This is a genomic window from Caulobacter sp. AP07 (assembly GCF_000281955.1).
Lineage (GTDB): Bacteria > Pseudomonadota > Alphaproteobacteria > Caulobacterales > Caulobacteraceae > Caulobacter.
On record NZ_AKKF01000014.1, the window covers coordinates 1 to 24,900 of the forward strand.

Annotated in this window: 20 protein-coding genes; 6 read left to right on the plus strand and 14 right to left on the minus strand. The window is 69.0% G+C overall.

All coding sequences use genetic code 11. From position 1 onward, the window contains the following. Positions 1–11: 11 nt before the first annotated feature. From nth to PMI01_RS01410, 4 genes are all read right to left on the minus strand, one after another. Complete coding sequence (nth, locus tag PMI01_RS01395; RefSeq protein ID WP_007662023.1) at positions 12–740, minus strand: endonuclease III domain-containing protein; 729 nt, start codon at positions 738–740, stop codon at positions 12–14. Positions 741–836: 96 nt separating this feature from the next. Then, positions 837–1,412 (minus strand): NUDIX hydrolase, encoded by a 576-nt coding sequence (locus tag PMI01_RS01400; protein WP_007662025.1) that lies wholly within the window; start codon positions 1,410–1,412, stop codon positions 837–839. Next, complete coding sequence (locus PMI01_RS01405) at positions 1,409–2,410, minus strand: inorganic phosphate transporter (protein WP_007662027.1); 1,002 nt, start codon at positions 2,408–2,410, stop codon at positions 1,409–1,411. The genes PMI01_RS01400 and PMI01_RS01405 overlap by 4 nt, the downstream gene beginning before the upstream one ends. Next, positions 2,410–3,054 (minus strand): DUF47 domain-containing protein, encoded by a 645-nt coding sequence (locus PMI01_RS01410; protein ID WP_007662029.1) that lies wholly within the window; start codon positions 3,052–3,054, stop codon positions 2,410–2,412. The genes PMI01_RS01405 and PMI01_RS01410 overlap by 1 nt, the downstream gene beginning before the upstream one ends. A 199-nt stretch (positions 3,055–3,253) precedes the next feature. On the opposite strand from PMI01_RS01410, the gene PMI01_RS01415 reads away from it, so the two are divergent. From PMI01_RS01415 to PMI01_RS01430, 4 genes are all read left to right on the plus strand, one after another. Continuing rightward, positions 3,254–3,718, plus strand: coding sequence for a (2Fe-2S)-binding protein (locus PMI01_RS01415; RefSeq protein WP_007662031.1), 465 nt, complete (start codon positions 3,254–3,256; stop codon positions 3,716–3,718). Between the two features lie 2 nt (positions 3,719–3,720). After that, the gene (locus tag PMI01_RS01420; RefSeq protein ID WP_007662033.1) at positions 3,721–5,904 is read left to right on the plus strand and encodes a xanthine dehydrogenase family protein molybdopterin-binding subunit; all 2,184 of its coding nucleotides are present in this window, start codon (positions 3,721–3,723) and stop codon (positions 5,902–5,904) included. Between the two features lie 116 nt (positions 5,905–6,020). After that, the gene (locus tag PMI01_RS01425; RefSeq protein ID WP_007662035.1) at positions 6,021–7,370 is read left to right on the plus strand and encodes an FAD-dependent oxidoreductase; all 1,350 of its coding nucleotides are present in this window, start codon (positions 6,021–6,023) and stop codon (positions 7,368–7,370) included. 188 nt (positions 7,371–7,558) lie between these two features. Then, positions 7,559–8,881 carry a sugar MFS transporter gene (locus PMI01_RS01430; RefSeq protein WP_007662036.1) on the plus strand — a complete coding sequence of 441 codons (1,323 nt, stop codon included), beginning with the start codon at positions 7,559–7,561 and terminating at the stop codon, positions 8,879–8,881. A gap of 131 nt (positions 8,882–9,012) precedes the next feature. Here the strand turns inward: PMI01_RS01430 and PMI01_RS01435 are convergent, their stop codons facing one another. Continuing rightward, positions 9,013–9,270 (minus strand): GlsB/YeaQ/YmgE family stress response membrane protein, encoded by a 258-nt coding sequence (locus PMI01_RS01435; RefSeq protein ID WP_007662038.1) that lies wholly within the window; start codon positions 9,268–9,270, stop codon positions 9,013–9,015. Between the two features lie 533 nt (positions 9,271–9,803). Here PMI01_RS01435 and PMI01_RS01440 point away from each other — a divergent pair. Beyond that, complete coding sequence (locus PMI01_RS01440; protein ID WP_035033917.1) at positions 9,804–11,159, plus strand: dicarboxylate/amino acid:cation symporter; 1,356 nt, start codon at positions 9,804–9,806, stop codon at positions 11,157–11,159. A 109-nt stretch (positions 11,160–11,268) separates the two neighbouring features. Here PMI01_RS01440 and treF read toward each other — a convergent pair whose 3' ends face one another. From treF to PMI01_RS01485, 9 genes are all read right to left on the minus strand, one after another. After that, positions 11,269–12,855 carry an alpha,alpha-trehalase TreF gene (treF, locus tag PMI01_RS01445; protein WP_007662044.1) on the minus strand — a complete coding sequence of 529 codons (1,587 nt, stop codon included), beginning with the start codon at positions 12,853–12,855 and terminating at the stop codon, positions 11,269–11,271. A gap of 192 nt (positions 12,856–13,047) precedes the next feature. Beyond that, positions 13,048–15,615, minus strand: a complete 2,568-nt coding sequence (locus PMI01_RS01450; RefSeq protein WP_007662045.1) for a TonB-dependent receptor domain-containing protein — start codon at positions 15,613–15,615, stop codon at positions 13,048–13,050. Positions 15,616–15,670: 55 nt separating this feature from the next. Continuing rightward, positions 15,671–16,750, minus strand: a complete 1,080-nt coding sequence (locus tag PMI01_RS01455) for a FecR family protein (protein WP_007662046.1) — start codon at positions 16,748–16,750, stop codon at positions 15,671–15,673. Next, positions 16,747–17,253 (minus strand): RNA polymerase sigma factor, encoded by a 507-nt coding sequence (locus PMI01_RS01460; protein ID WP_007662047.1) that lies wholly within the window; start codon positions 17,251–17,253, stop codon positions 16,747–16,749. The genes PMI01_RS01455 and PMI01_RS01460 overlap by 4 nt, the downstream gene beginning before the upstream one ends. 93 nt (positions 17,254–17,346) lie before the next feature. Next, positions 17,347–18,714 (minus strand): PQQ-dependent sugar dehydrogenase, encoded by a 1,368-nt coding sequence (locus PMI01_RS01465; protein ID WP_007662048.1) that lies wholly within the window; start codon positions 18,712–18,714, stop codon positions 17,347–17,349. Positions 18,715–18,781: 67 nt separating this feature from the next. Next, entirely contained in the window at positions 18,782–19,222 is a 441-nt protein-coding gene (trxC, locus tag PMI01_RS01470; protein ID WP_007662050.1) for a thioredoxin TrxC, read from the minus strand. 69 nt (positions 19,223–19,291) lie between these two features. Further along, positions 19,292–19,774 (minus strand): thioredoxin family protein, encoded by a 483-nt coding sequence (locus PMI01_RS25910; RefSeq protein ID WP_007662052.1) that lies wholly within the window; start codon positions 19,772–19,774, stop codon positions 19,292–19,294. Between the two features lie 36 nt (positions 19,775–19,810). Continuing rightward, positions 19,811–20,956, minus strand: a complete 1,146-nt coding sequence (locus PMI01_RS01480) for a glycoside hydrolase family 88/105 protein (protein ID WP_007662054.1) — start codon at positions 20,954–20,956, stop codon at positions 19,811–19,813. A 315-nt stretch (positions 20,957–21,271) separates the two neighbouring features. Further along, a complete protein-coding gene (locus tag PMI01_RS01485; RefSeq protein ID WP_007662056.1) occupies positions 21,272–22,033 on the minus strand; it encodes a FadR/GntR family transcriptional regulator in 762 nt (253 codons plus the stop codon). Between the two features lie 471 nt (positions 22,034–22,504). On the opposite strand from PMI01_RS01485, the gene PMI01_RS01490 reads away from it, so the two are divergent. Next, positions 22,505–24,898: a TonB-dependent receptor gene (locus PMI01_RS01490; protein ID WP_007662058.1), complete on the plus strand. Its 2,394-nt coding sequence runs from the start codon at positions 22,505–22,507 to the stop codon at positions 24,896–24,898. Positions 24,899–24,900: the final 2 nt, after the last annotated feature.

Here is a 24,900-nt window from a genome sequence, read left to right on the forward strand (position 1 = left end):
GGGAGAGGGCTCTAGGATCGCGGCCGCCACGCCAGAATATCCGCGCTGCGCTCCACCCCGACCCGCGAACAGGTCGCCTTCAGCGAACACGCCCCGCAACGCGGCGCGTGATGGCCGCACAGCAGCTGTCCCAGGCCCTTCATCAGCCAGTGCAGCTCGTACAGGTCCTCGGCCGTCCAGCTGTCGGGAACCAGGTCCATCAGCGCCCGGTAGGCGTGGGCGGTGTCGTAGCTGGCCGGGATCAGGCCCAGCCGGCCGGCGACGCGGTGCACATGGGTGTCGACCACCAGGGCCCGCATGTTCAGGGGACTGAAGTTCAGCACCGAGGCGGCGACCTTGACGCCGACGCCGGGCAGGCCCTGCAGCCACCAGCGGGCGGAGTCCAGCTCCAGCTCGCTCAGATGGTCGAGCGACAGTTTCCAGCCGCTGCGCACCTGGATCAGGCGCAGGGCGTGCGGCAGGTGGCGGGCCTTGTCCTCGGGATAACTCACCTCCTTGATGAGCTCCAGCACCACGGCGTCCGGCGCCTCGGCCAGGTCTTCCCAGGTCGCGAAGCGGTCCTTCAGGCGGTGATAGGCCGCCCAGGACACCGCATCCTTGGTCCGGCCGCTGATCGCCGACTTGACCAGCTGCGACACCGGGTCGAGCCGCCTGGTCGGGCGCTGCGGCCCGAACGTCTTCAGCAGCGCGTCGCGCATGGCTTCGAGCGGGGAGGTCGAGAGGTCGAGGGAAAGCTGCATGGCGATTCTCGTTCCGGAACGTAACGAGAACATAGATAACGCGAAGGCGTTTGTCGAGTTATCCCCAGCTTGCGCCCAGAATCGGCGCCCGGAAGATCAGCGCCGGGGGTGGCTCAGCAGCACCGTGATCCGTCGCCGCAGACGCTGCAAAGCCACTTTCACCGGCGTGGGGGCCGGGACCGGGGCGGGGCGTTCCTCGGTCGGAAGTTCGACGCCGGCGAACCGGGCGATCAGGTCGCGCAGCTCCGGCTCCTGCACCGCCAGCGCAGCCTCGACCGGGTTCATCCAGCGCAGGACTCGCTGGCCCTTCTCGGGCCATGTCGGGTGCTCGCCGGTGACCTCCAGCGGATAGACGTCGACCGTGACGGGCCGCCCCACGCCGCTCTTCAGGCGCTTCAGATAGGGATAGTCGCCGATCGGCCGGTCGACGATGCGGCCGTCCAGGCCGGCTTCCTCGTAGGCTTCCTGGGCGGCGGCCAGGTGGTCGGCCTTGCCCCTCATCGGCCAGCCCTTGGGGATCACCCAGCGACGGGTCTCGCGGGACGAGACCAGCAGGATCTCCAGGCCGGCGCCATCCGCGCCGGGGGCGGCGCGCCAGGGCAGGGCGGCCACCTGGCGGCGCCGCTGTCCGGTCTTGCTTCCCCCTTGCTTGCCACCCGCCAGATCGCTCACTTCATCCAGAACCCTAGGTAATAGAAGGCCGCGGCCACCAGGCCGGCCGCGGGCAGGGTCACCACCCAGGCGGTGACGATGCTCTTGGCCACGCCCCAGCGGACGGCCGAAACCCGGCGCGAGGCGCCGACGCCGACAATAGCGCCCGTGATCGTGTGAGTCGTCGAGACCGGAACACCGATATGGGTCGCCAGGAACAGGGTGATCGCTCCGCCGGTTTCCGCGCAGAAGCCCTGCATCGGGGTCAGGCGGGTGATCTTGCTGCCCATGGTGTGAACGATGCGCCAGCCGCCGAACAGCGTGCCCAGCGCCATGGCCGCCTGGCAGGACAGCACCACCCACAGCGGGATCGTTCCCGGCGCGTTCGTCGCGCCGTGAGCATAGAGCAGGGCGGCGATGATGCCCATGGTCTTCTGGGCGTCGTTGCCGCCGTGGCCCAGCGAGTACATCGCCGCCGAGACGAACTGCAGCTTGCGGAACACCTTGTCGGCGAAGAACGGCGACGACTTCAGGAACGTCCACGAGACCAGCAGCACCAGCAGCAACGCCAGCAGGAAACCCACCAGCGGCGAGACGACGATCCCCGCCGCGGTCTTGCCCAGCCCCGCCCATTGCACCGCGCCGAAGCCGCCCACCGCGGCCACCGAGGCGCCGACCAGGCCGCCGATCAGGGCGTGGGAGCTGGAGGAGGGGATGCCGGCCCACCAGGTGATCAGGTTCCAGCTGATCGCCCCCATCAGGGCCGCGAAGATCAGCCGATCGCTGATGATGTGCGGGTCGATGATCCCAGAACCGACCATCTTGGCCACGTGCAGGCCGAAGAACAGGAAGGCGATGAAGTTGAAGAACGCCGCCCACAGCACCGCCCACCTGGCCGACAGCACCCGCGTCGAGACGATGGTGGCGATCGAGTTGGCGGCGTCGTGCAGGCCGTTGAGGAAGTCGAAGCCCAGGGCGACCACCACCAGGAAGACCAGGATGAGGAAGGTGGGGTCCACTAGACCTGCTCGATCACGATACCGCTGATGCGGTTGGCGACGTCCTCGAAGCGGTCGACCACCTTTTCCAGGTGGCTGTAGATGTCGACGCCGACGACGAAGGCCATCGGGTCGTCGGTGCGGTGGGCCAGGAACAGCGCCTTGCGGCCCTGGTCGTACATGTGGTCGGCCTGTTCCTCGATCTGCGTGACCCGCACGGCCAGCTCGGTCAGCCGGTGGGCGTTCTGGCGCATCTTGGGCAGCAGGGCCACGGCCTCGACGGTCAGTTCGGCGGCCTCGACGATGATCCGGGCCATTTCGCGCATCTGCGGCTCGAAGGTCTTGACCTCGAACAGGCTGACCACCTTGGCGGTCTTGCGCATCTGGTCGATGGCGTCGTCCAGCGAGGTGGTCAGGTCCTGGATGTCGCTGCGGTCGAACGGGGTGATGAAGCTGCGGCGGATGGCCTGCATCACCTGGCGGGTGATCTCGTCGGCCTCTTCCTCGTGCTGGTAGACGCGGGCGCTGGCCGCCTCGACGCCGTCGCCGCCTTCCAGCAGGTCGCGCAGGGCGTTGGCGCCGGCGACCAGGGTCTGGGCGTGTTGGGCGAACAGGTCGTAGAAGCGGTCTTCCTTGGGCATCACGGCCCGGAACAAACCCAGCATGGTCGCTTCATCCTCTGTTCGAAGCGTGGAAATCTCGCGCACGGTCCTTGTACGGAGGAACGCCGCCGCGCGGCGGAGCCGAACCACGGAAGCTGTTCGGGTTCAAGTCCTTGCATGACGGTTTTGTAACGACCGTGACCTCTGGGCGCCGGGCCCGAGCTTTGGCACTGTGCCGCCGCGGTCGATCAGGAGCAGCGCGATGGCGGTCGAACTCAAGGTGAACGGACAGGTCCATGCGGTGGACGCCGAGCCCGACACCCCGCTGCTGTGGGTGCTGCGCGACGTGCTGGGCCTGGTCGGGACCAAGTACGGCTGCGGCGTGGCCCAGTGCGGGGCCTGCACCGTGCACATCGACGGCGTGGCGATGCGCTCCTGCGTCACCTCCCTGGCCCGGGTGGGCGCCAAGGCGGTGACCACGATCGAGGGCGTCGGGGCCGGACCGGTCGGCGCCAAGGTGCAGCAGGCCTGGACGGCCATCGACGTACCGCAATGCGGCTACTGCCAGGCCGGCCAGATCATGTCGGCCACGGCCCTGCTGACCGCCGCGCCCAAGCCGACCGACGACGAGATCGACGCGGCGATGAACGGCAACATCTGCCGCTGCGCCACCTACATCCGCATCCGCAAGGCCATCAAGGTCGCCTCCGGCCAGGTGGAGGCGTGACCATGGACGCGACCTTCCCGCATAGCCCTTCGCGCCGCCTGTTCCTGAAGACCGGCGCGGCGGCCGGCGGCGGCCTGCTGCTGTCGTTCAACCTGCCGGCCGCCGGCCGGGCGGAGGGCGAGGCGACGGCCAATCCCTTCAGCGCCTTCGTCCGCATCGCGCCCGACGGCGTGGTGACCATCGCCGCCACCCGTCCGGAGATCGGTCAGGGGATCAAGACCTCGTCGCCGATGTTGATCGCCGAAGAACTGGACGCCGACTGGTCCAGGGTGCGGATCGAGCAGGCGCCGATCGACGCCAAGGTGTTCGGCGAGCAGTCGGCCGGCGGCAGCACCTCGACCCCGGACGACTGGACGCCGATGCGCCAGGTCGGCGCGGTCGGCCGCGCCTTGCTGATCCAGGCGGCCGCCCAGCGCTGGAAGACCCCAGCGGCGGGCCTGACCACCGAGCCGGGCTTCGTGGTCGACGCGGCCGGCAAGCGCCGGGCTTCCTACGGCGAGCTGGCCCAGGCCGCCGCCGGCCTGGCGGCGCCCGATCCCAAGACCCTGGTGCTCAAGGATCCCAAGACCTACCGCATCATCGGCAAGCCCCAGAAGCAGTCCGACACCCCGGCCATCGTCACCGGCAAGCCGCTGTACGGCATCGACGTGCGCGTGCCGGGCATGCTGTACGCCACCTTCCTCAAGGCCCCGGTGTTCGCCGCCAAGGTGGCCGAGGTCGACCTGGCGCCGGCCAAGGCGGTCAAGGGCGTGCGCCACGCCTTCGTGGTCGATGGCGGGACCGAGCTGGAAGGCCTGCTCGGCGGCGTGGTGGTGGTGGGCGACACCTGGTGGGCGGCGCGCAAGGGCCGCAACGCGCTGGAGGTCACCTGGGCCGATCACCCGACCAGCGCCCAGAGCAGCGCCGGCTTCGCCGCCCAGGCGGCCGCGCTGCACAAGCAGCCGCCGCACCGCAATGTCCGAACCGTCGGCGACGTCAAGGCCGCGCTCGGTGGCGCGGCCAAGGTGGTCCAGGCCGAGTACAGCTATCCGTTCAACGCCCACGCCACCCTGGAGCCGCAGAACTGCACGGCCAGCTTCAAGGACGGCAAGGTCGAGATCTGGGCTCCGGCCCAGAACCCCGAGGACGGCCGCGAGCTGGTGGCCAAGACCCTGGGGATCAAGCCCGACGACATCACCCTCCATTTCACCCGCAGCGGCGGCGGCTTCGGCCGGCGGCTGATGAACGACTTCATGGTCGAGGCGGCGTGGATCTCCAAGGTGGTCGGCGCGCCGGTCAAGCTGCTGTGGACCCGCGAGGACGACCTGCAGCACGACTTCTATCGCCCCGCCGGCTACCACAGCCTGACGGCCGGGCTGGACGCCAAGGGCGACCTAGTCGCCTGGCGCAACCACTTCGTCTCCTTCGGCGAAGGGGAGAAGTTCGTGCGGGCGGCGGGCATGAACGCCACCCAGTTCCCGTTCGGCGCCGTGCCCAACTACGCGCTGGACGTCTCGGTGATGCCGCTGGGCGTGCCGACCGGCTGGCTGCGGGCTCCGGGCAACAACGCCTATGGCTTCGTGCTCCAGGGCTTCACCGACGAGGTCGCCCATGCGGCCGGCCAGGACCCGGTGGCCTTCCGCCGCAGGCTGCTGGGCGAGCCGCGGCTGATCGGCGAGCCGGGCAAGGGCGACAGCTTCGACACCGGCCGCATGCGCGGCGTGCTCGACCTGGTCGCCGAGAAGTCGGGCTGGGGCCGCAAGACCGGCAAGGGCGTCGGCCTGGGCGTGGCCTGCCACTACAGCCATCGCGGCTATGTGGCGGTGGTCATGGAGGTGGCGGTGGCCGACGGCCAGGTCGAGGTGCGCAAGGCCTGGGCGGCGGTGGATGTCGGCCGGCAGATCGTCAACCCCAACGGGGCCGAGCAGCAGGTGCAGGGCTCGATCCTCGACGGCGTCGGCTCGGCCATGGGCCAGCAGATCACCATCGAGAACGGAGCGGCCACCCAGAGCAATTTCGGCGATTTCCCGATGCTGCGCTTCGCCGACGCGCCGGACGTCGAGGTGCATTTCCGCGTCACCGACCACGACCCGACGGGCCTGGGCGAACCGGCCCTGCCGCCCGCGCCGGCCGCCCTGGTCAACGCCATCTTCGCGGCGACCGGCAAGCGGATCCGCAGCCTGCCGATCGCCGGCCAACTGGCCTGAACGGCGGGCCGCGACACAACGCCCCAAGTCGAGTTTTACCGCTCGGCTCACCAGGGTCGGGGACGCGATCTTAACCAAATTTGGCGATGATAGCCTCGAACGAGGACCATCGCGTCATGGGCCAGCACGTCGAAACCTTGGTGATCGGGGCTGGACCCGCCGGCCTGACCGCCGCCTATGTCCTGGCCAAGGCCGGGCGCGACGTCACCGTGCTGGAGATGGACGGGCAGGTCGGCGGCCGCAGCCGCACGATCGTCCACGACGGCTTCCACATCGACCTGGACGGCGAGGCCTTCGAATCCGCGTCGCCCGGCGTGCGCGACCTGTGGTCCGAGCTGCTGCCGGACGGCTTCGTCGAGCAGCCGCGCACCACGCGAATCTATCACCGCGACCAGTTCTACGCCTATCCGCTGAAGACGCGGGAAGCCCTGGCCCACCTGGGCCTGCGCGGCGGCGCGGCGTGCCTGGCCTCTTTCGGCATGGCCAAGATTCGTCCGATCAAGGCGCCCAGGAGCTTCAGCGACGAGGTCCGCAACCGTGTCGGCGGCAAGTTGGCCGCGATGCTGTTCCGGCCCTTCGCCGAGAAGGTGTCGGGCCTGGTCAGCGACCAGATGCCGCCCGGTTGGCCCGGGGCGGCCAGGCCCTCGGCCAGCTTCCGCTATCCCCGCGACGGGGCGGGATCGCTGTGGCGGGCCTGCGCGGCGCGGATCGTCGACCTGGGTGGCGAGATCGGCCTGGACCGGCGCGTCGAGGAACTGCGGTTCGACCTCGCCGGCCAGCTTTGGACGGTTTCGGCCCGCGGGGCCGACGGCGCCTGCGAGACCTATACCGCCGACCAGGTGATCTCCACCGCGCCGCTGCGCGAGCTGGCCGTCGCGCTGCGGCCGACGCCGATCAGCCTCTTCCACGCCGGCGAGCTGATGTATCGCGACCAGATCACCGTCGCCTTGATCGGGCGTCCGCGCGAACCGCTGCGCGAGACGGCGATCGACGTCCACGACGCCGACCTGAAGGTCAGCCGGGTACAGAACTTCCGCGCCTGGTCGCCGGGTATGGCCCCGGCCGGCGATCTCAGCTGTATCGGCCTGGAATATTTCTGCTTCGAGGGCGATGGCCTGTGGACGGCCGGCGACGTCGAACTGATCAGCCTGGCCCGGCGCGAGGCGGCCGCGATGGGGCTGATGGACCGCGGCGCCGTCCAGGACGCCGTCGTCGTGCGCCAGCGCAAGGCGATCCCGATCGAGGACGAGGACTGCGCCGAGCATCGGGCGATGATCCGGCTGGACCTGAAGATGCAGTTCCCGACCCTGCACCTGGCCGGCCGCAACGGCCTGCACCGGGCGGGCGGCCGCGATCACGGCATGCTCAGCGGCCTGCTGACCGCCGAAAACATCCTGGCCGGCGAGGCGACCCACGACGTCTGGACGGCGCCGGTCGTCCGGGCGCCCAGCCGCAAGGCCGCCTAGCCCCCAACGTCCGAGGATGACGGGCCGTGGGGCGCGTCGCGGCGGCTTTCGGATCAAGCGACGAATCGTGCGACCGCTTCCGTCCCGGGACCCCTCGGCGACGTGTTTTTGGCCTCTGTGCTTGACAACGTTGTCACCGATGAGATGGATGTCCCGTCCCGCAACGACGGACAGGGGAGTGAAATCACATGGCAGGTATGGGCGCCGCCGCGCCGACGAGCGCGGCATCGGACGCATCGGGGGGCAAGTCGGGCGCGTTGCTGCCCTTCGTGATCTTGCTGTTCTTCGCCTGGGGCTTTTCGACCTGCCTGGTCGATCTGGTGGCCCCGGCCCTCAAGTCGCTGTTCTCGCTGACCAATTTCGAAGCCGGGCTGACCCAGTTCGCGTTCTTCATCGGCTATGCGGTGGTCTCGCTGCCGGCTAGCGCCCTGCTGGCCAAGCTGGGCTACCTGCGCACGGTGGTGGTCGGCCTGCTGGTCATGATGGTCGGTTGCCTGCTGTTCGCCCCGGCCGCCAACGCCGGCGTCTACTGGGGCTTCCTGGGCGCGCTGTTCGTGCTGGCCTCGGGCATCACCATCCTGCAGGTCGCGGCCAATCCGCTGGTGGCCATCCTCGGCAAGCCGGCGACCGCGTCCAGCCGCCTGACCTTCGCCCAGTTCCTCAACTCGTTCGGCACCTTCCTGGCTCCGTTCGTCGGCTCGGCGCTGATCCTCAGCCACATCGAGAAGGCGCCGCCCGCCGACACCCTGACGGCCGCCCAACTGGCCGTGGTCCGCCACGCCCAGGCCCATGCCGTCCAGACGCCGTACATGATCATCGCCGGCGTGCTGCTGGCCCTGGCCCTGCTGTTCTGGTTGCTGCGCAAGAACAGCAACGCCCCCGTCGCCGAGAAGGTGGTCGGGGTGGGCGAGATGCTGGGCATGCTCAAGCACAGGCGCCTGGCCTTCGCCGTGCTGTGCATCTTCCTCTATGTCGGCGCCGAGGTGTCGATCGGCACCTACATGACCAGCTATCTCAGCCAGCCCGACACCCTGGGCCTGACGCTGTCGAAGGCGGGCGGCATGGTGTCGTTCTACTGGGGCGGGGCCATGGTGGGCCGGCTGATCGGTTCGTTCGTGCTGGCCCGCGTGTCGCCGGGCAAGGTGCTGGCGTTCTGCGCCTTGGTCGTCGTCGGCCTGATCAGCGTCTCGGCCTTCACCCACGGCGTGTCAGCTGGCTACGCCCTGATCGCGGTGGGCCTGTTCAACTCGATCATGTTCCCGACCATCTTCACCCTGGGCATCGAGGGCATGGGCCATCGGACGCCCGCGGCCTCGGGTCTGCTGTGCATGGCGATCGTCGGCGGGGCCCTGATCCCGCCCGCGACCGGCTTCATCAGCGACCATATCGGCCTGGCCCTGGCCTTCCTGTTGCCGGCCGTCTGCTACCTGGTGATCGCCGCCTTCGGCTGGTCGGCCCGGGTCGCCGCGCCGGCCCTTCTCGAGGAGCCGGTGGCCGTCACCGTCCACTAGGGGGCGCGGCCTTCGGTCCAGGAACGAAAGCCCGGGCGTCTTCGGCGTCCGGGCTTTTTCGTGGTCCGTTCAAGAAAAAAGCGCCTCCGGTTGAGCCGAAGGCGCCGCTTCTCTATCGGTCGTGCGGGGCGTCAGAGAGCTTTGCGGCCGGTGAACGCGTGGTAGATGGCCAGAACGACCACCGCGCCGATTACCGAGACCAGCAGGCTGTAGAGGTTCAGTCCCGAAACGCCGCCAGCGCCGAACTGGCTGAACAGAAAGCCGCCGACCACGGCGCCGACGATCCCGAGCACCAGGTCCACCACCAGGCTGCCGCCGGTGCGGCTTACGAGCTTGCTGGCGATGAACCCGGCCACGAGGCCCAGCACGATCCACGCAAGAATAGACATGAACGCCTCCTTGGCATCTGAGGCGCGCCAATGGCGCGTCGATACAAAGAACGGCCCGCGCATAGACTTCGTTCCGACACGCTTGCGTGTTCGGACGAGTATGAGCGGCGAAGACTTTCAGGCGTTGGGCGCGATGCTTCCGACGAAGGTCAGCGCGATTTGCCGATCCGGGCCGCGACGGCGTCGACCAGCTTCTGGGCGGGGGCGCGACCCAATACGATGAAAACGCCCGAGCCGATGACGGCGCCGACGAGGAAGGACAGGCTCATGGGATTCCCGGGGAGTGGAGGCTGCGACTGATCCCCTTCTAAAGCCACCGAACCATGGCCACCATGTGACACGCCGACGCCGGGCGCCGTCTTGCGCGATCCGGACGATCCAGGTGCACTGAAGCGGCGTCGACGAATTCTGATTGGGCGTTTCCACCTGGCAGCGTCAGAAGCGAAGGCAAGAAGGTCCGCGCGGTCTTGCCCGGCGCGCGCCTTGAGGCGTTCATGCAGGGAGCCGCAATCGGCTCTCACGAGGGGATCGACATGGCCCAGGTCCAGGCGAAAGCCGCCAAGAGCCGGTTCATCGGCGGGTTCGGCGTCCAGGTGCTGATCGCCATGGCCGTCGGCCTGGGGCTGGGCCTGCTGGCCCGGTCGCTGGGACCGGCGGAAGGCCAGGCGGGCCATGGCCTGGCCGAGGCGCTGCGCCTGGTCGGTTCGATCTTCGTCCAGCTGCTGCGCACCCTGGTGCCGCCGCTGGTGTTCACCGCCATCGTCGCCAGCATCGCCAACCTGCGGGAGCTGCAGAACGCCGCGCGGCTGGTCTGGCGCACGTTGGCGTGGTTCGCGATCACCGCCCTGATCGCCGTGGCCATCGGCATCGCCCTGGGCCTGGTCCTGCGACCGGGCGACCACGCCGTCGTCGACCTGGCGACGGCGCACGCCCCGCGCACCACCGGTTCGTGGCTCGACTTCCTGACGGGCCTGGTTCCGTCCAACATCCTGGGCCTGCAAGCCTCGACCAAGATCGTCGACGGCGCGGCCACCACCACGACCTCGTTCAACGTGCTGCAGATCCTGGTCCTGGCCCTGGTGGCCGGGATCGCCGCCATCAAGGTCGGCCCGGCCGCGGAGGGCTTCCTGGCGTTCAACGCCTCGGCCCTGGCCGTGGTGCGCAAGGTGCTGTGGTGGGTGATCCGCCTGACCCCGATCGGCACCGTCGGCCTGCTGGGCAACGCCGTGGCGCAGTACGGCTGGACGACGCTGAGCCAGCTGGGGGCCTTCACCGCCGCCATCTATATCGGCCTGGCCCTGGTGCTGCTGGTGGTCTACCCGACGATCCTGGCGCTGCACGGCCTGAACCCGCTGCGGTTCTTCCAGGCAGCTTGGCCGGCCATCCAGCTGGGCTTCGTGTCGCGCTCGTCGGTCGGGACCCTGCCGGTCACCGAGAGCGTCACCGAGACCCGTCTGGGCGTGCCGCGCGCCTATGCCGCTTTCGCCGTGCCGCTGGGGGCGACCACCAAGATGGACGGCTGCGCGGCGATCTATCCGGCCGTGGCGGCGATCTTCATCGCCCAGTTCTATCACCTGCCGCTGAGCGTCACCGACTACGGCCTGATCGTCTTCGTCTCGGTGCTGGGCTCGGCGGCCACGGCCGGCCTGACCGGGGCGGTGGTGATGCTGACCCTGACGCTGTCGACCCTGGGCCTGCCGCTGGAAGGCGTCGGCCTGCTGCTGGCCATCGACCCGATCCTCGACATGGGCCGCACGGCGGTCAATGTCGCCGGCCAGGCCCTGGTGCCGACCATCGTGGCCAAGCGGGAGGGAATTCTGGATCTGGCGATCTACAACGCCCCGCCGCGCGAGGTGGGGGTGGATGACGAGGTTGTGGCGGCGGCTTAGGCCGACGACCAAACCAACCCACACCCGTCATCCCCCGCTTTATGCGGGGGACCCAAGCTGACTTGGCCGGCGTGGCTTGGGTCCCCCGAACAAGTCGGGGGATGACGGGCTATTGTGAAATCGCCGCCGGATACATCTCCAGCAGCACCCGCGTCACCCCGTTCGTCCAGCCGAACCCGTCCTGCAGCGGATATTCCCCGCCGCCGCCGGCCTTGGCTTCCTCGACGTCGTACTTTTCCAGCATCTTGCCGCTGGCCTGGTATTCGCGGGCCACGGTCTTCAGCCAGCGCTCGCCGATGTCCTGGGCCAGGGCGTCCTCGCCGTAGCGGCGCAGGCCCGAGACCGCCACCCATTGCAGCGGCGCCCAGCCGTTGGGGGTGTCCCACTGCTGGCCGGTGGTGACGGTGGTGGTGCGCAGGCCGCCGGGGGCCAGCAGCAGGGCGCGGGTCTGGGCCGCCACCGCCTTGGCCTGGTCGGGGCTCGCGGCGCCGACGAACAGCGGATAGAGCGTCGCGGCGCTGGGATGGTCCAGCCTGGCGCGGTCGCGCCACTGGTAGTCGAGATACAGTCCGCGCGGGGCGTCCCACAGATAGGCGTCCATCGCCGCGCGGCGGGCCTTGGCGCGGCCGGTGAACTCGTCGGCGCAGGCCGGATCGGACACCGCCCCGCAGCCCTCGGCGATGGCCGTTTCCAGGCCGTAGAGCAGGCTGTTGAGGTCGACGGGCAGGATCGAGGTGGTCTGGATGGTCTTCAGGCTCTTGCCGTCGGCCATCCAGCGCGAGCTGTAGTCCCAGCCGCTCTCGGCGCCCGAGCGCAGGTCGCGGAACACCTCGCCGGCGGGGCGGTTGGCAGCCTCGCGAGCCGTCAGTACGTCCTCGCGGTAGGACTCGTCGCGCGGCGTCGTGCGGTCGTCGGCATAGCGGTTGAGGATCGCGCCGTCCGGCAGGGCGACCACCCGGCGGTGGGCGGCGCCAGGCGCCAGGCCCTTCTCGCCGTCCATCCAGAAGGCGTGCTCGCGGCGCATCAGGTCGACGCGGGCCTTGAAGCGCGCCTTGTCGGTCTTGTCGGCGATCCCGACCATGGCGAAGTAGAACGGCGGCTGCGAGCGGCTGAGATAGTAGCTGCGCGTGCCGTTGGGGATGTGGCCGTAGCGGTCCACCAGGCCGCCGAAGTCGTCGACCATGTTCTCGACCGCCTCATGCTGGCCGTCGGCGGCCAGGCCCAGCATCGTGAAGTAGCTGTCCCAGTAGTACATCTCGCGGAAACGCCCGCCGGGCACGACGAACGGCTTGTCCAGCGGCAAGGCCGAGCCGCCTTCGACGGCGGTCACGGGCGGGCGGGTCAACACCGGCCAGAGGGCGGCGATGTGGGCCTTGAGCGTGGTGCGGTCCTTGGACGGCGGCGGCGCCGGGGCGCTTTCGGGGACATCGAAGTTGGCCCGCACGAAGCGCTTGAGTTCGGCGTCGGTGAAGGTGGCGCGGGCCCGGTAGGCGGCCAGGATCTGGGCCGGCGGGCGCTTGGGCGCGGCGTCGACGAAGGTCTTGCCGTCAGGGAACAGCTTGCGCATCTGCACCTGGTGGAACAGCTCGGCGTAGGTGTCGGCCGGGGAGGGGACCGCGTTCGCGATCTGGGCCAGGGCCGGTGAAGCCAGGCCTAGCCAGGCGATGGAGGCGATCAGGACGTGGCGACGGTTCACGGCGGTTCCTCCTTATCCCGCTCGTCCCGGCGAAAGCCGGAATGAGCGGTTGAATCACAAGCAGATCGATAAAAGGACGGACCGGGTCCGCGAGGACCCGATCCGTTGCAGGGAGTCACTTGGGGAGCAACTGCCTGTTCCGCCGGACCGGATTGGGGCCAGCCCGGCGGAGACTGATCGGCGATGGACCGGTCAGAAGTTGTAGCCGACGCTGACCTTGAACGAGCGGCCGAAGATCGGCCGGGCGTTGGCGCCGCTGGTCGAGCGCGGGTCGCCCTCGGTCAGGCCGTGGCTGTCGGTGAGGTTGTCGGCGGCGATCTGGACGGTGAAGTCCGAGACGTCGAAGATCATCCCCAGGTCGATCTTGGTGTAGCCCTTCAGCACCTGGGTGTTGGCGTTGTCGGCGAAGCGGTCGTCCACCGCCGCGACCGTGCCGTAGAAGGTGGCGTCCACCGCCCCCAGGGTCACGTCGTAGCTGGGGGTGAAGCGGATCATCCAGTCGGGCTGGCGCTGGGCGCTGTTGCCCTTGTTGGCCGGGATGCTGGACTTGGTGATCTCGGTCTTCTGGAAGGTGCCGTTCAGGGCCAGGGACAGGCCGAAGTCCGAGCGCCAGCGACCGTCCAGCTCGATGCCGTGGGCCTTGTTGCTGTTGCTCTCCTGGATGCCGCCGACGTCGGCGAACTTGGCGCCCTTGAACTCGTTGGCGAAGCCGGTGGCGTACAGTTCGAACGGCCCGCTGCGCAGCTTGTAGCCCAGCTCGTACTGGTCGACGCTGAGGGTGTCGGTCAGGTTTTCGCGGAAATTGTCGAAGCTGGGGAACTTGTAGCCGCGCGAATAGCGGCCGAACACGCCCGAGGTGGCGTTGATGTCGTAGTTCACGCCGACCGTGTAGGACGTCTTGCTGTTGCTGTAGTCGGTGATGCGCGGGGCCAGGCCGTCGGGGAAGCCCGGGCCGTCATCGACCACGTAGTCGGTCTTGAAGCGCTCGCGGCGGACGCCCAGGTCGATGCGCAGGGGATCGAACACCTGCCAGGAATCGGCCAGGTAGATCGCGTCCACCCGCCCGTCGCCGGCCGAGGTCAGGCCATAGCCCCAGCAGCCCGAGCCGCTGCCCGCCGTGGCCAGGTTGGCGCAGGTGATCGGCGCGGCCAGGTAGTCGCCGTTGGCCTTGACCTGCATCGGGCGGAAGTTGCCGATCGTCCAGAAGTCGTCCGACGAGAAGCTGGAGGCGTAGTAGCCGGCCGACAGGGCGTGCGCGCCGAAGGTCTTGGAGAGGCTGAGGTCGTTGGTGATCGCCTCGATCTGCTTCTCGACGATCCAGGCGCCCCAGTTCTGCACGTAGTCGGTGGAGGCCAGGGTGGCGCCGCCGCGGGTCTTGATCGCCCCGGGGACCACGGTGTTGAGGGCGGAGACGGTCACCGCGCCGCCGTCCGGCACCAGGCCGTAGGTGTTGGCGTCGCCCTTGGTGACGCTGAAGCGGTCGCGCAGGGTCCAGCCGTCGCCGAAGTCATGCTCGAAGCTGCCGCCGATCACATAGCCCTTCCAGCCCCGGCCGTCGGCCAGGTCGAAGCTGCGCGTGGCGCCGTTGCCGTTGACCTGCAGGGTGTGGAAGCGGCTGGCCTCGCCCAGCTGGGTGTATTCGCCCCGGTCGATGCCCGGCACATTGACCGCGAACGGCAGGTACCAGGCGCCGTGGTCGTCGGTGAAGCGGCCATAGAGGTTGAACTTGCCGTTCTCCATCCGCTTGGTGATGTTGACGGTGAACTGTTGGCCGTTCTCGTTGTCGAACTGGGTGTCGCGCACCCCGTGCGAGCGGGTGGCGTAGCCGCCGACCATGAAGAACAGGTCGTCCGCCAGCTTGCCGCTCAGCACGCCGTCGATGCGGCGCAGGCCGTAGTCCGAGGTCGAGGCCTTGACCAGGCCGTGGGTTTCCTCGCCGCCGTCCTTGAGCTGGAAGTTGGTGGTCAGGCCCGGCTGGCCGTTGGAGAAGATCGGGTTGGGGCCGCCGCGCAGGGCTTCCATCCGCGACACCGTCTCGTCGACCCGGAAGATCGAGCTGTTCTCGAGGAACGACAGGGTCGAGGGCGGATAGATCGGCGCGCCCTGCAACTGGATGGTCAGGAACTCGGCGTCGCCGGTGGCGGGGAAGCCGCGCACGAAGACGTTGGCGCCGGCCACGCCGCCCGAGGTTTCCACCCAGACGCCGGGCACCAGGGTCAGCAGTTCGGCCGTGCTCTTGGGCGAGGCCTTGGCGATGTCGTCGGCGTTGACGGTGGTGACGGCGAAGCTGGCCGACAGCTTGTCGATGCCCTTGCCGCCCGGGGTGCCGACCACGATCACTTCCTCGACCTGCGAGGGGGTCTCGGGCTCGGGTTCGACGGCGGTGGCGGGTTCGGCCTGGCTCTGGGCGCTGGTGGCCACCAGCAGGGTCTTGGCGCGGATGGCGTAGACGCCGCTGGCGGTGGGCTGGGCCGACAGGCCGGCGCCGCTCAGCAGGCGCTTGAGCGCGGCGTCGGCGGTGTAGGCGCCGCTCAGGGCCGGGGCGCGCTTGCCGCGCACGGTCGCCTCGTCGAAGGCCACCTGCTGGCCCGAAGCCTGACCGAAGGCGCGCAGGGCGCCGCTCAGGTCCTGGGCGGGAATGTCGAAGCTGTAGGTGACCCGCTGCTGCTGGGCGTGGACGGCCGCGGGGGTGGCCAGCATCATCAGCGCCGCTGCGGCGGTGGAGCCCCAGGCGAGGCGGCGGTCGAACGATCTGCGCATAGTCTTCCCTCCCTACGCGCCGACGTGAATTGCGGCGCTTTGGAGGTGAGACGCCTCAGCTCGTCGAAGACACACCGGCCGGCGCCGAATTTTTTTGTCCGCGATCGATTTTCAGCACGGTAACGCCATTGGTCGCAACCGCGTGGACGGGCAACACGGCGGTGACGCCGTCGACGAAGGCGCCGGTGTCGCCCGAGGTGAACACCCCGCTGATGCGCAACCGGCCGACGCCAGGGTCGCCGATCCTCAGCTTGTCGCGGGCGTAGCGGTTCACCCGCTCGACGGCCAGGTCCATCGGTTCGTCCTGGAACACCAGCTGGCCGTTCTCCCACGACCGGGCCCGCGCCGGATCGGTGGGGCTGACCACCGTGGCGTCGGACGAGGTCGAGGTCACCAGTTCATGGTCGGGGGTCAGCAGCTTCTCGGCCGGCACGGCGCCGATCCTGATCGGGACGGGCGTTTCGCTGCGGCCGGTCTTGTCGTCCAGCACCGCCACATGGCCCTCGTAGAGCACCACGCGCATCTGGCCGGTCAGGCGCTCGACGCTGAACACCGTGCCGGTGGCGACCACCAGCTTGTCGCCGGCCGCGACCGAGAACGGGCGCAGCGGATCCTTGGCCACCGAGAACTTGGCGCGGCCGCTGTCCAGCCACAGGCGGCGGCGGCCGCTCTCGTACTTCACCTTCAGCACGGTGGCGCTGTCGAGCGAGGCGCGCGAGCCGTCGGCCAGTTCGACGATCCGCCGCTCGCCCTCGGTGGTGCGGTAGACGTCGGGCAGGCTGGCGCGCCAGGCGACGCCGGCGGCCACGGCCACCACCAGGCTGGCCGCCAGGGCGGTCCACAGGGCCGGTCGCTGGGTCGGCCGGGCCCACCGTTCGCGCTGGGCCCGGCGCAGGTCTTCCAGGGCCTCGCCGCGCAGGGCGATCATGCCGGGGCTGGCGGCCTGTTCCTCGATCGCCCGCCACGCCGTCACGGCGTCGTCCAGCAGGCCGCGATGGGTCTCGTCGGCGTCGAACCAGGCCTGCAGCTCTTCGTGCTCGGCGCGCGACAGGTCGTCGTCGGCCAGGCGCACGCACCACAGCGCGGCCTGCTCGCGGGCGGCGTCCAGCCGGTCCTCGGGCGAAACCATGCTCATTGGCTGGCCCTCACGCGCTTGGTCAGATGGGTCATGGCCTTGAAGATGTGTTTCTGCACCGCGCTGATGGAGATGCCGTAGAGGGTGGCGAGTTCGGACTGCTTCATGCCTTCCAGGCGAAACAGAAGGAAGATGGCCCGCGTCCGTTCGGGCAGTTCGCGCAAGGCGTCGGACACCTCGCCCAGGCTTTCGCGGCCCAGCAGCACCCGGGCCGGGTCGAGGGGCTCCAGGTCGGCCAGGCCGGTGTCGACGCTGGCCCGGTAGTTGGCCCGCACCTTCTCGCGCCGGCCACGGTCGCGCAGCAGGTTGGCGGCCATCTGGAAGATGTAGGCGTCGGCGTTGTCCATCACGCTTGCCTGGGCCGTGGCCAGCTTGGCGAACAGCTCCTGGGTCATGTCCTCGGCGTCGCTGTGGTTGGCGGCCCGCCGCATGAAGAACGCCATCAGCGCCGGCCGATAGCGCCGGTTCAGTCCGTTCAGATCTGGCTCGATGGCTGGCCGCACGATCCCGCCCAAAGGTTTTCGACGCCAAGACTCTCGACGTTCTCAGGGTGCATGACGCGCATCATCGCCCGACCCACAGCGACAAGTCGAAAATTATTTGCCGCCGTTCGTCGCGGTCGCGGCCCCGGATCCTTCGGGCGGCGCGGTCGAGACCACGCGCCAGACCACGTTGCCGACATCGTCGGCGACCAGCAGGGCCCCGGACTTGTCGACCGCCACCCCCACCGGCCGGCCCAGGGCCTCGCCCTTGGCGTTGAGGAAGCCGGTCAGGAAGGTCTCGGCCGGGCCCGACGGCATGCCGTTCGCGAAGGGCACGAAGGCCACCTTGTAGCCGTTGACCGGCTTGCGGTTCCACGAGCCGTGCTGGCCGATGAAGGCCCCGCCCCTGTAGCGGGCCGGGAAGGCGTCGGCCTTGTAGAAGGTCAGGCCCAGCGAGGCGGTATGGGCGCCCAGGGCGTAGTCGGGCTTGATCGCCCGGGCCACCAGGTCGGGGCGCTGCGGCTTGACCCGCGCGTCGACCGTCTGGCCGTAATAGCTGTAGGGCCAGCCGTAGAAGCCGCCGTCCCTGACGGACGTCATGTAGTCCGGGACCAGGTCGTTGCCGATCTCGTCGCGTTCGTTGACGCTGGTCCACAGCGCGCCGCTCTGCGGTTGCCAGTCCATGCCGTTGGGGTTGCGCAGGCCCGAGGCGAAGACGCGACTGGCGCCGGTGGCCGGGTCGATCTCCAGGATCGCCGCCCGCCGTTCCTCGGCCGCCATGCCGTTCTCGCCGACATTGCTGTTGGAGCCGACGGTCACATACAGCCTGGAGCCGTCCGGGCTGGCGATGACGTTCTTGGTCCAGTGATGGTTGATCGGCCCGGCCGGCAGGTCGGCGACCTTGCGCGGGGCGGCGGTGATCCGGGTCTGGCCGGGCTGATAGGGGAAGGCGACCAGGGCGTCGCTGTCGGCGACGTAGAAGGTGTCGCCCACCAGGGCCATGCCGAACGGCGAATGCAGGCCCGACAGGAAGGTGGTGCGCGCTTCGGGCGTGCCGTCGTTGTCGGCGTCGCGCACCAGGGTGATGCGATCGGCCGAGGGCGCGGCGGCGCCGGCCCGCTTCATGATGATCTTCTCGAAGAAACCCTTGAGACCCTTGTCGTCCCCGGGCTTGGGCGGGGCGTTGGTTTCGGCGATCAGCACGTCGCCGTTGGGCAGCACGTAGAGCCAGCGCGGGTGCTCCAGGTCGCGGGCCAGGGCGGTGGCCACGAAGCCCGGGGCGGCCTCGGGCGTCTGGCCGTCGGCCCAGCCGACCGCCGGGGCGATCTTGATCACCGGCAGGACCTGTTTCCTGGCGGCGGGCAGGGCGGGATCGGCGCCGTAGCCTTGTTCGGGCGGCAAGGCCGGGCCCGCGCCGCAGGCCGATAGCAACAGGGCGGCGGGCCCGATGATCATCAGCAGGGCCTGGCTGGCTTTGGGCATCGCGCTCTTCCGTCACGTTGTCGCGTCTGAAGCTGAACGCGAGACTGCGCCTTGGGGTCCGGAAACGCTAGACGGGCGCGTGCTCGTCCAGCCAGCGCCGGAAGAAGCCGGGGTCGGGCAGGCCGGCCTGGTTGGCCGCGACCTTGCCGTCCTTGAACAGGAACAGGGCGGGGATGCCGCGCACGCCATAGGCCTGCGCCAGCGCCGGCTCGGCGTCGACGTCGATCTTCACGAACCGGGCGCGGGGCTCCAGGTCGGCGGCGGCCTTGGCGAACACCGGGGCGACGGCGCGGCACGGCCCGCACCAAGCGGCCCAGAAGTCGGCGACCAGCGGAATCTGGCTATGGGCCAGGTGCTTGCGGAAGCGGGCGGCGCTCAGGCTGACCGGCTGGCCCTCGAACAGCGGCTTGGCGCAGCGGCCGCACTTGGCCGTGCGGGCGTCGCGCGCGGCCGGCAGGCGGTTGGTGGCGTCGCAATGCGGGCAGACGATGTTGACGGTCTCGGTCATGACGTTCCTTCGCGCCTCTCAACGAACGGGGGAGGGCTTGGGATGCACCTAGGGCGCTGGAGCTTGGCTTCAAGCCGCGCCCGTGAGTTCCTGCAGCCACTCGACGAGCGGGTCGGGTCGGGGCGGCGCGCCATGGTCGGCCGGCTTGCGGTAAGGCTTGCCGATCTCCTTCCGGACGACCTGCCCGCCCTTGAAGAAGAGCAGGGTCGGCGCGGCGGTCACCTTGTGAGCCCGGGCAAGGTCCAGATTGTCCTCGATATTGACGTTGATGAACCGGACGCGAGGCTCGAAGCGCTCGGCGTACAAAGGCAGGTTGATGTCGCGGCCGCTGCCCACGACCCCGGCGTTGGGCAGCCAGAACATCGCCAGCACCGGAATCTGGTTGGCGGCGACATGCTTGGCGAAGCGCGCGGTGTCCACCTCGGCCGGTCGCCCCAGGAACATGTCCTTGTCGCATCGCCCGCATTGAGCCTTGAGGGCTTCGGCGTTGTCCCAGATGTTGTTGACCTCGCCGCAATGCGGACAGGCGGCGCTGAAGATCGCGGCGGCCATGGTGTTCCCCCAAAAACCAAAGGTTGCGACTCGACCTTAGCGCGCGCCGACTTCCGAGGCAGCCAAAAGAAAGGCCCCCACGCCGTAGAGTTGGGTGTCGTCGGCCGAGACGTGGTCGGGGGCGTAGCCGACCTGCTGCACCCAGCCCAGCTTGCCGTCCGGCTGGACGGCGGCGGCCAGGGCGGCCCAGCCCCTGGCGACGGCGGCGTCGTACTTCGCGCCCTTCAGCAGGCCGTGGTTCACGCCATAGGCCAGGCCGTAGACGAAGAACGCCGTGCCGCTGGTCTCGGGCGGGGCGTGTTCCGGCGCCAGCAGGGACGGGGCCCAACAGCCGTCAGGCTTCTGCAGCGTCAGCAGGCGGTCCGACATCTGGCGAAACAGCGCCTCGTAGCGCGGCCGTGACGGGTGGTCGGCCGGCAGGGTCTTCAGCACGTCGACGATCCCCGCATAGGCCCAACCGTTGCCCCGGCTCCAGAAGATCTTGCGGCCCTGGTCGTCGCGGCGGTCGAGATAGCGGCTGTCGCGGACATAGAGGTGCTCCTGCTTGTCGAGCAGGTAGTCGGTGGTCGCCCAGAACTCCTTGTCGGCATAGGCCGCGTAGCGTGGGTCGCCGGTGGCCTGGCTCAGGCCCGTCCAGGCGGCCGGGGCCATGAACAGGGCGTCGCTCCAGCACCAGCGAACCTGGCAGGGCTGCGTCTCGGTTCCGTCGATGAACGCCAGGTCGGCGACCGGCGGGGCGGCCAGGATGGCGTCGAAGCGGGCCCGCAGGGCGGCGATCTGGGCCGGGTCACGGTCCTTGGAATAGGCCCACAGCCAGGCCTGGCCGATCACGTGGTCGTCGGCGTGCAGCGGGCGGTGGCCCAGGCCCCAGCCCTGCGCCACGCCGTGGGCGCGCACCGCCTGGGCGTAGCGGGGATCGCCGGTGCGCTGGGCGAAGGCCGCCAGCCCGACGAACAGCGCCCCCTGGATCCAGCCGCGCGGGTCGGCGGTGTAGCGATGGAAGTGCGTGTAGTCGAAGCCGTCCATGTGGGCCAACTGCCAGTCGGCGACCTCGCGGCCCAGCGTCAGGGCCTGGTTCGCCGTCGCTCGGTCGACCGCCGCCGGCGGCGCGACCGGCCTGGCCTGGACGACGGCCGGGGCCAGCATCAGGGCGGAAAGGGCGATGATCAGGCAGGCGCGCATGGCGTCGGTCTCCCCCCAAGGGTGCGTGAACTTCCTGCGCGGCCTTGCCTGGTCGCGTCTGGCGCCAGTGCTAGGGGCGTTTGGCCGCCGGTCAAGTCGGGAGACGTTTCCGCGTCAAAGCGGATCGGCCTGGCCACATGGCGAAATTGTAGGACTTATGGTCAGGCCAATTATCTTGCACCAGGCCGTGACTGGGCTATGGTGCGCTCGACGAACCTCGTCGGCCAACGCGATGAACTTGTCCTTCATCGCACCTCCTCCCGGGGCCGGCCGGCGACGGGCGGCTGGGGCCTTCCCCCCAGTCGCCCATCCTCCTTAGATCAAGGAGCGGCGGGCCAGCTCGTTGCGACGCGCGGCGACCTCGCTGCGGGCCTGCTGCAGGGCGTCGATCTCGGTGGCGGTCAGCAGGTTGTCGATCACCCGGCCCAGGTGCTCGCGCATGGCGTTGCGGGCCGCCTTGGGGTCGCGGATCTGCAGGGCGCTGAGGATTTCCTGGTGGTCGTCGATCAGCGGCCGCACGCCGACCTGGCGAGCCCGCTCCAGCATCGCCCGGCACAGCGGCGACTTGTAGCGCAGGTCCCAGAGGTTCTCGATCACCGTGACCAGGGCGCTGTTGCGGGTGGCGCGGGCGATGGTGACGTGGAACCGGCGGTCGGCAAGGTCGCCGCGCACGTCGTGTTCATTCTCCTCGACCATGTCGTCGAGGATCCTCGCCAGTTCGACCAGTTCCTCGTCGGTGATGGTGGTGGCGGCCAGGGCGCAGGACTCGCCCTCGATCAGGCGGCGGGCCTCGGTCAGCTCGAAAGCTCCAATGTCGAGCTCGGGGGCCAGGGCCTCGGGGGCCGGCGCCTCGGTGACATAGACGCCCGAGCCGTGGCGGGCCTCGACCAGGCCGCGGATTTCCAGGGCGATCATCGCCTCGCGCACCGTGGGGCGGCTGACCTTGTAGTCCTCGGCCAGATCGCGCTCGGAGGGCAGGCGGTGGCCGGGCTGGAAGGCGCCTTCCCGGATCGATTCGGCGATCGCGTTGGCGACTTGCTGGTAGAGCTTGCGAGTTTCGGCGGTCGAGGTGGTCATGCGACTTTCCCGCCCAGCGTGCATCGCCGGGCCAACACCAAGTTAGAGCAAGGTCGGCGAAGACGCCACGCCGCTCGCGCGTCAAACGTCACGGGCGTGGTCCCGATGCGTTCGCGGTGTCGTGCTCGAGGCCTGGTCAGACCAAAATGGGGGCGCCGCCGTACGTCCGCAACCTCGACGTGGTCCGCCATGTCTGGGTGATCGGCCGGGATTCCGACGATAATGGGGGAGGGGGCTGGTCGAAAGACGCCCTTGAGCTGTCACCGAGCCGTCTGGAAATCGCGCCTGGGTTCAATTGGTAACCAAGCGGCCGGCGAATCCTCGCCGCGGGTTCAATGGTACCGGTAATTGGTCTGACCGTGGCCGGTTTTGGCCGACAATTGGCTTGACAACACCTATGACACCGGTAGCAAATGGCCCGGACAAATAACAATGATCGCCGCCGAACAAGGCGGCGAAGGGGAGGATGCCATGTCGTTCAAGTCACTCTTGCGCCTTTCGACCGCCATCTGCGCGCTCGGCGGCGTCTCGGGAATCGCCCACGCCCAGACCGCGCCCGCATCGGGCGGCGACACGATCGAGGAGATCGTCGTCACCTCGGGCAAGCGCGCCGAGAACGTCCAGGACGTGCCGTCCTCGGTCCTGGTGGTCACCGCCGCCGGTCTGGAACGGGCCGGGGTCCGCGACTTCGACGACATCGTCAAGGTCGCCCCCTCGGTGACCATCACCAAGACCAGCCAGCCGGCCAACAACAGCATCAACATCCGTGGCATCGGCACCTACGCCTACAGCATCGCCACCGAGGCCAGCGTCGCGGTGGTGATCGACGACATTCCGCAGGCCTTCCAGGCGGCGGCCTTCTCGGCCCTGGTCGACGTGGCCCAGGTGGAAGTGCTGCGCGGCCCGCAGAACACCCTGTTCGGCAAGGCCGCTTCGGCCGGCGTGATCAGCATCACCACCCAGGCTCCGACCAAGACCTTCACGGGCAGGGCCGAGGTCATGGCCACCAACGACCACGAGGCCCGCGTCCAGGCCACGGTCTCGGGCCCGATCAGCGACACCTTGGCCTTCCGCGTGGCGGCCAACTACAGCAAGTATCGCGGCAACATCTACAACGTGGCGACCGGCGACTGGCTGAACGGCCAGTCCGACACCACCCTGCGCGCCAAGCTGGTCTGGACCCCGACCGACGACTGGTCGGTGACCCTGTCGCCCTACATCACCCGCACCCTGGCCTCGTGCTGCGCGGGGGCCGAGTTCTTCCTCAGCCCCGGCGTCACGGCCGGCAAGAACAACATCCCGCAGGCCACGATCCTGCAGGGCATCGTGCCCGGCGAGAACAACCGCAAGACCGCCCAGGACGTCAACGCCCGCGGCAACGCGCTCGACTACGGTTCGGGCCTGAAGGTGACGCGGAACCTCAACGGCTTCACCCTGGCCTCGATCTCGTCCTACGACCGCTACTATCTGTACGACCGCCAGGACACCGACGGGACGGCCTTCGACTTCAGCGTCTACGCGCCCACCGCGCCCAAGGGCGGCTCGGGCAACGGCGGCTATTTCAAGATCAATTCGGTGACCCAGGAATTCCGCCTGACCTCGCCGGACGAGGGCCGGCTGAAATACGTGGCCGGCGCCTATTACAGCCGCACCAGCTCCAAGCGCTACTTCGTGCGCGGCTCCAACGAGCTGGGCACCTATAATGGCCTGGCCTCGCTGCCGACCACCAACGGCACGGCCTATTCGGCCTATATCGCCAACGCCAAGTCCGAGAACTTGGCGCTGTTCGGCCAGGGCACCCTGGGCCTGACTGAGACGCTGGACCTGATCGCCGGCCTGCGGGTCAACAAGGAGAAGATCAGCTACAAGTTCTTCGATCTGGGCAACAAGATCAGCTACGGCGACCCGGGCTGCTCGACCAAGAGCCCGACCCTGAACATCCAGACCTGCAACGACGACACCGCCGTCACCGGCAAGGTCGGCCTGCGCTACCAGCCCTCGCCCGACTTCATGACCTTCGCCACCTATTCGCGCGGCTACAAGGGCATGGCCTACGACCTGACCAGCAGCCTGACCACCCGCACCCTGCTGACCACCGGGCCGCTGAAGGGCTATCCGATCGCCGACGCCATCGCCTCGCAGCAGCCGATCGATCCGGAAACCGTCGACAGCTACGAGATCGGCTTCAAGAGCACGCTGCTGGACCGCCGCCTGACCTGGAACGTCACGGCGTTCTACATGGACTTCCAGGGCTTCCAGGCCCAGAGCCGCGACCTGATCACCAACCAGAACGTGCTCAACAGCATCGGCAAGGTGACGTCGAAGGGCGTCGAGACCGAGTTCTCGGCCAAGCTGGGCCACGGTTTGTCGGTGAACGGCGGCGGGTCGTACAACAAGGCGGTGATGAACGACTTCCCCAACGCCAGCTGCTTCGCGCAGCAGACGGTGGCCCAGGGCTGCGTCGGCGGCCTGCAGGACCTGTCGGGCAAGCCGCTGTTCAACGCGCCGGAATGGAACGCCAACATCAACGCGCTCTACGAGCGGCAGATGGCCGAGGGCTACACCGGCTTCATCAACGCCGGCTTCCGCTGGCAATCGGCGGTGATCTTCAACCTGCTGCAGGATCCGGACTCCGTGCAGAACGACTACGGCGTCTTCAACCTGTCGGGCGGCGTGCAGACCGACCGCTGGAAGCTGACCGCCTTCGTCAACAACCTGTTCGACAAGAGCTACGCCCTGACCAAGGGACGCTCGGCCCAGTGGAACGTCAGCCAGACGACCAACCCGACGACCAACGCGGTCAACTGGAAGCCGGCCCGTGACAGCGAGCGCTATGTCGGCGCGCGGTTCTCCATCTCCTACTGAGT

Excerpts from the sequence above, each read along its gene's own strand:
- trxC (WP_007662050.1), bottom strand. The coding sequence starts at position 19,222 with ATGACCGAGACCGTCAACATCGTCTGCCCGCATTGCGACGCCACCAAC.
- PMI01_RS01455 (WP_007662046.1), bottom strand. The coding sequence starts at position 16,750 with ATGAGCATGGTTTCGCCCGAGGACCGGCTGGACGCCGCCCGCGAGCAG.
- PMI01_RS01440 (WP_035033917.1), top strand. The coding sequence starts at position 9,804 with ATGGCCCAGGTCCAGGCGAAAGCCGCCAAGAGCCGGTTCATCGGCGGG.
- PMI01_RS01410 (WP_007662029.1), bottom strand. The coding sequence starts at position 3,054 with ATGCTGGGTTTGTTCCGGGCCGTGATGCCCAAGGAAGACCGCTTCTAC.
- PMI01_RS01415 (WP_007662031.1), top strand. The coding sequence starts at position 3,254 with ATGGCGGTCGAACTCAAGGTGAACGGACAGGTCCATGCGGTGGACGCC.
- PMI01_RS01420 (WP_007662033.1), top strand. The coding sequence starts at position 3,721 with ATGGACGCGACCTTCCCGCATAGCCCTTCGCGCCGCCTGTTCCTGAAG.
- PMI01_RS01480 (WP_007662054.1), bottom strand. The coding sequence starts at position 20,956 with ATGCGCGCCTGCCTGATCATCGCCCTTTCCGCCCTGATGCTGGCCCCG.
- PMI01_RS01435 (WP_007662038.1), bottom strand. The coding sequence starts at position 9,270 with ATGTCTATTCTTGCGTGGATCGTGCTGGGCCTCGTGGCCGGGTTCATC.
- nth (WP_007662023.1), bottom strand. The coding sequence starts at position 740 with ATGCAGCTTTCCCTCGACCTCTCGACCTCCCCGCTCGAAGCCATGCGC.
- PMI01_RS25910 (WP_007662052.1), bottom strand. The coding sequence starts at position 19,774 with ATGGCCGCCGCGATCTTCAGCGCCGCCTGTCCGCATTGCGGCGAGGTC.
- PMI01_RS01485 (WP_007662056.1), bottom strand. The coding sequence starts at position 22,033 with ATGACCACCTCGACCGCCGAAACTCGCAAGCTCTACCAGCAAGTCGCC.
- PMI01_RS01450 (WP_007662045.1), bottom strand. The coding sequence starts at position 15,615 with ATGCGCAGATCGTTCGACCGCCGCCTCGCCTGGGGCTCCACCGCCGCA.
- PMI01_RS01490 (WP_007662058.1), top strand. The coding sequence starts at position 22,505 with ATGTCGTTCAAGTCACTCTTGCGCCTTTCGACCGCCATCTGCGCGCTC.
- PMI01_RS01430 (WP_007662036.1), top strand. The coding sequence starts at position 7,559 with ATGGCAGGTATGGGCGCCGCCGCGCCGACGAGCGCGGCATCGGACGCA.
- PMI01_RS01425 (WP_007662035.1), top strand. The coding sequence starts at position 6,021 with ATGGGCCAGCACGTCGAAACCTTGGTGATCGGGGCTGGACCCGCCGGC.
- PMI01_RS01465 (WP_007662048.1), bottom strand. The coding sequence starts at position 18,714 with ATGCCCAAAGCCAGCCAGGCCCTGCTGATGATCATCGGGCCCGCCGCC.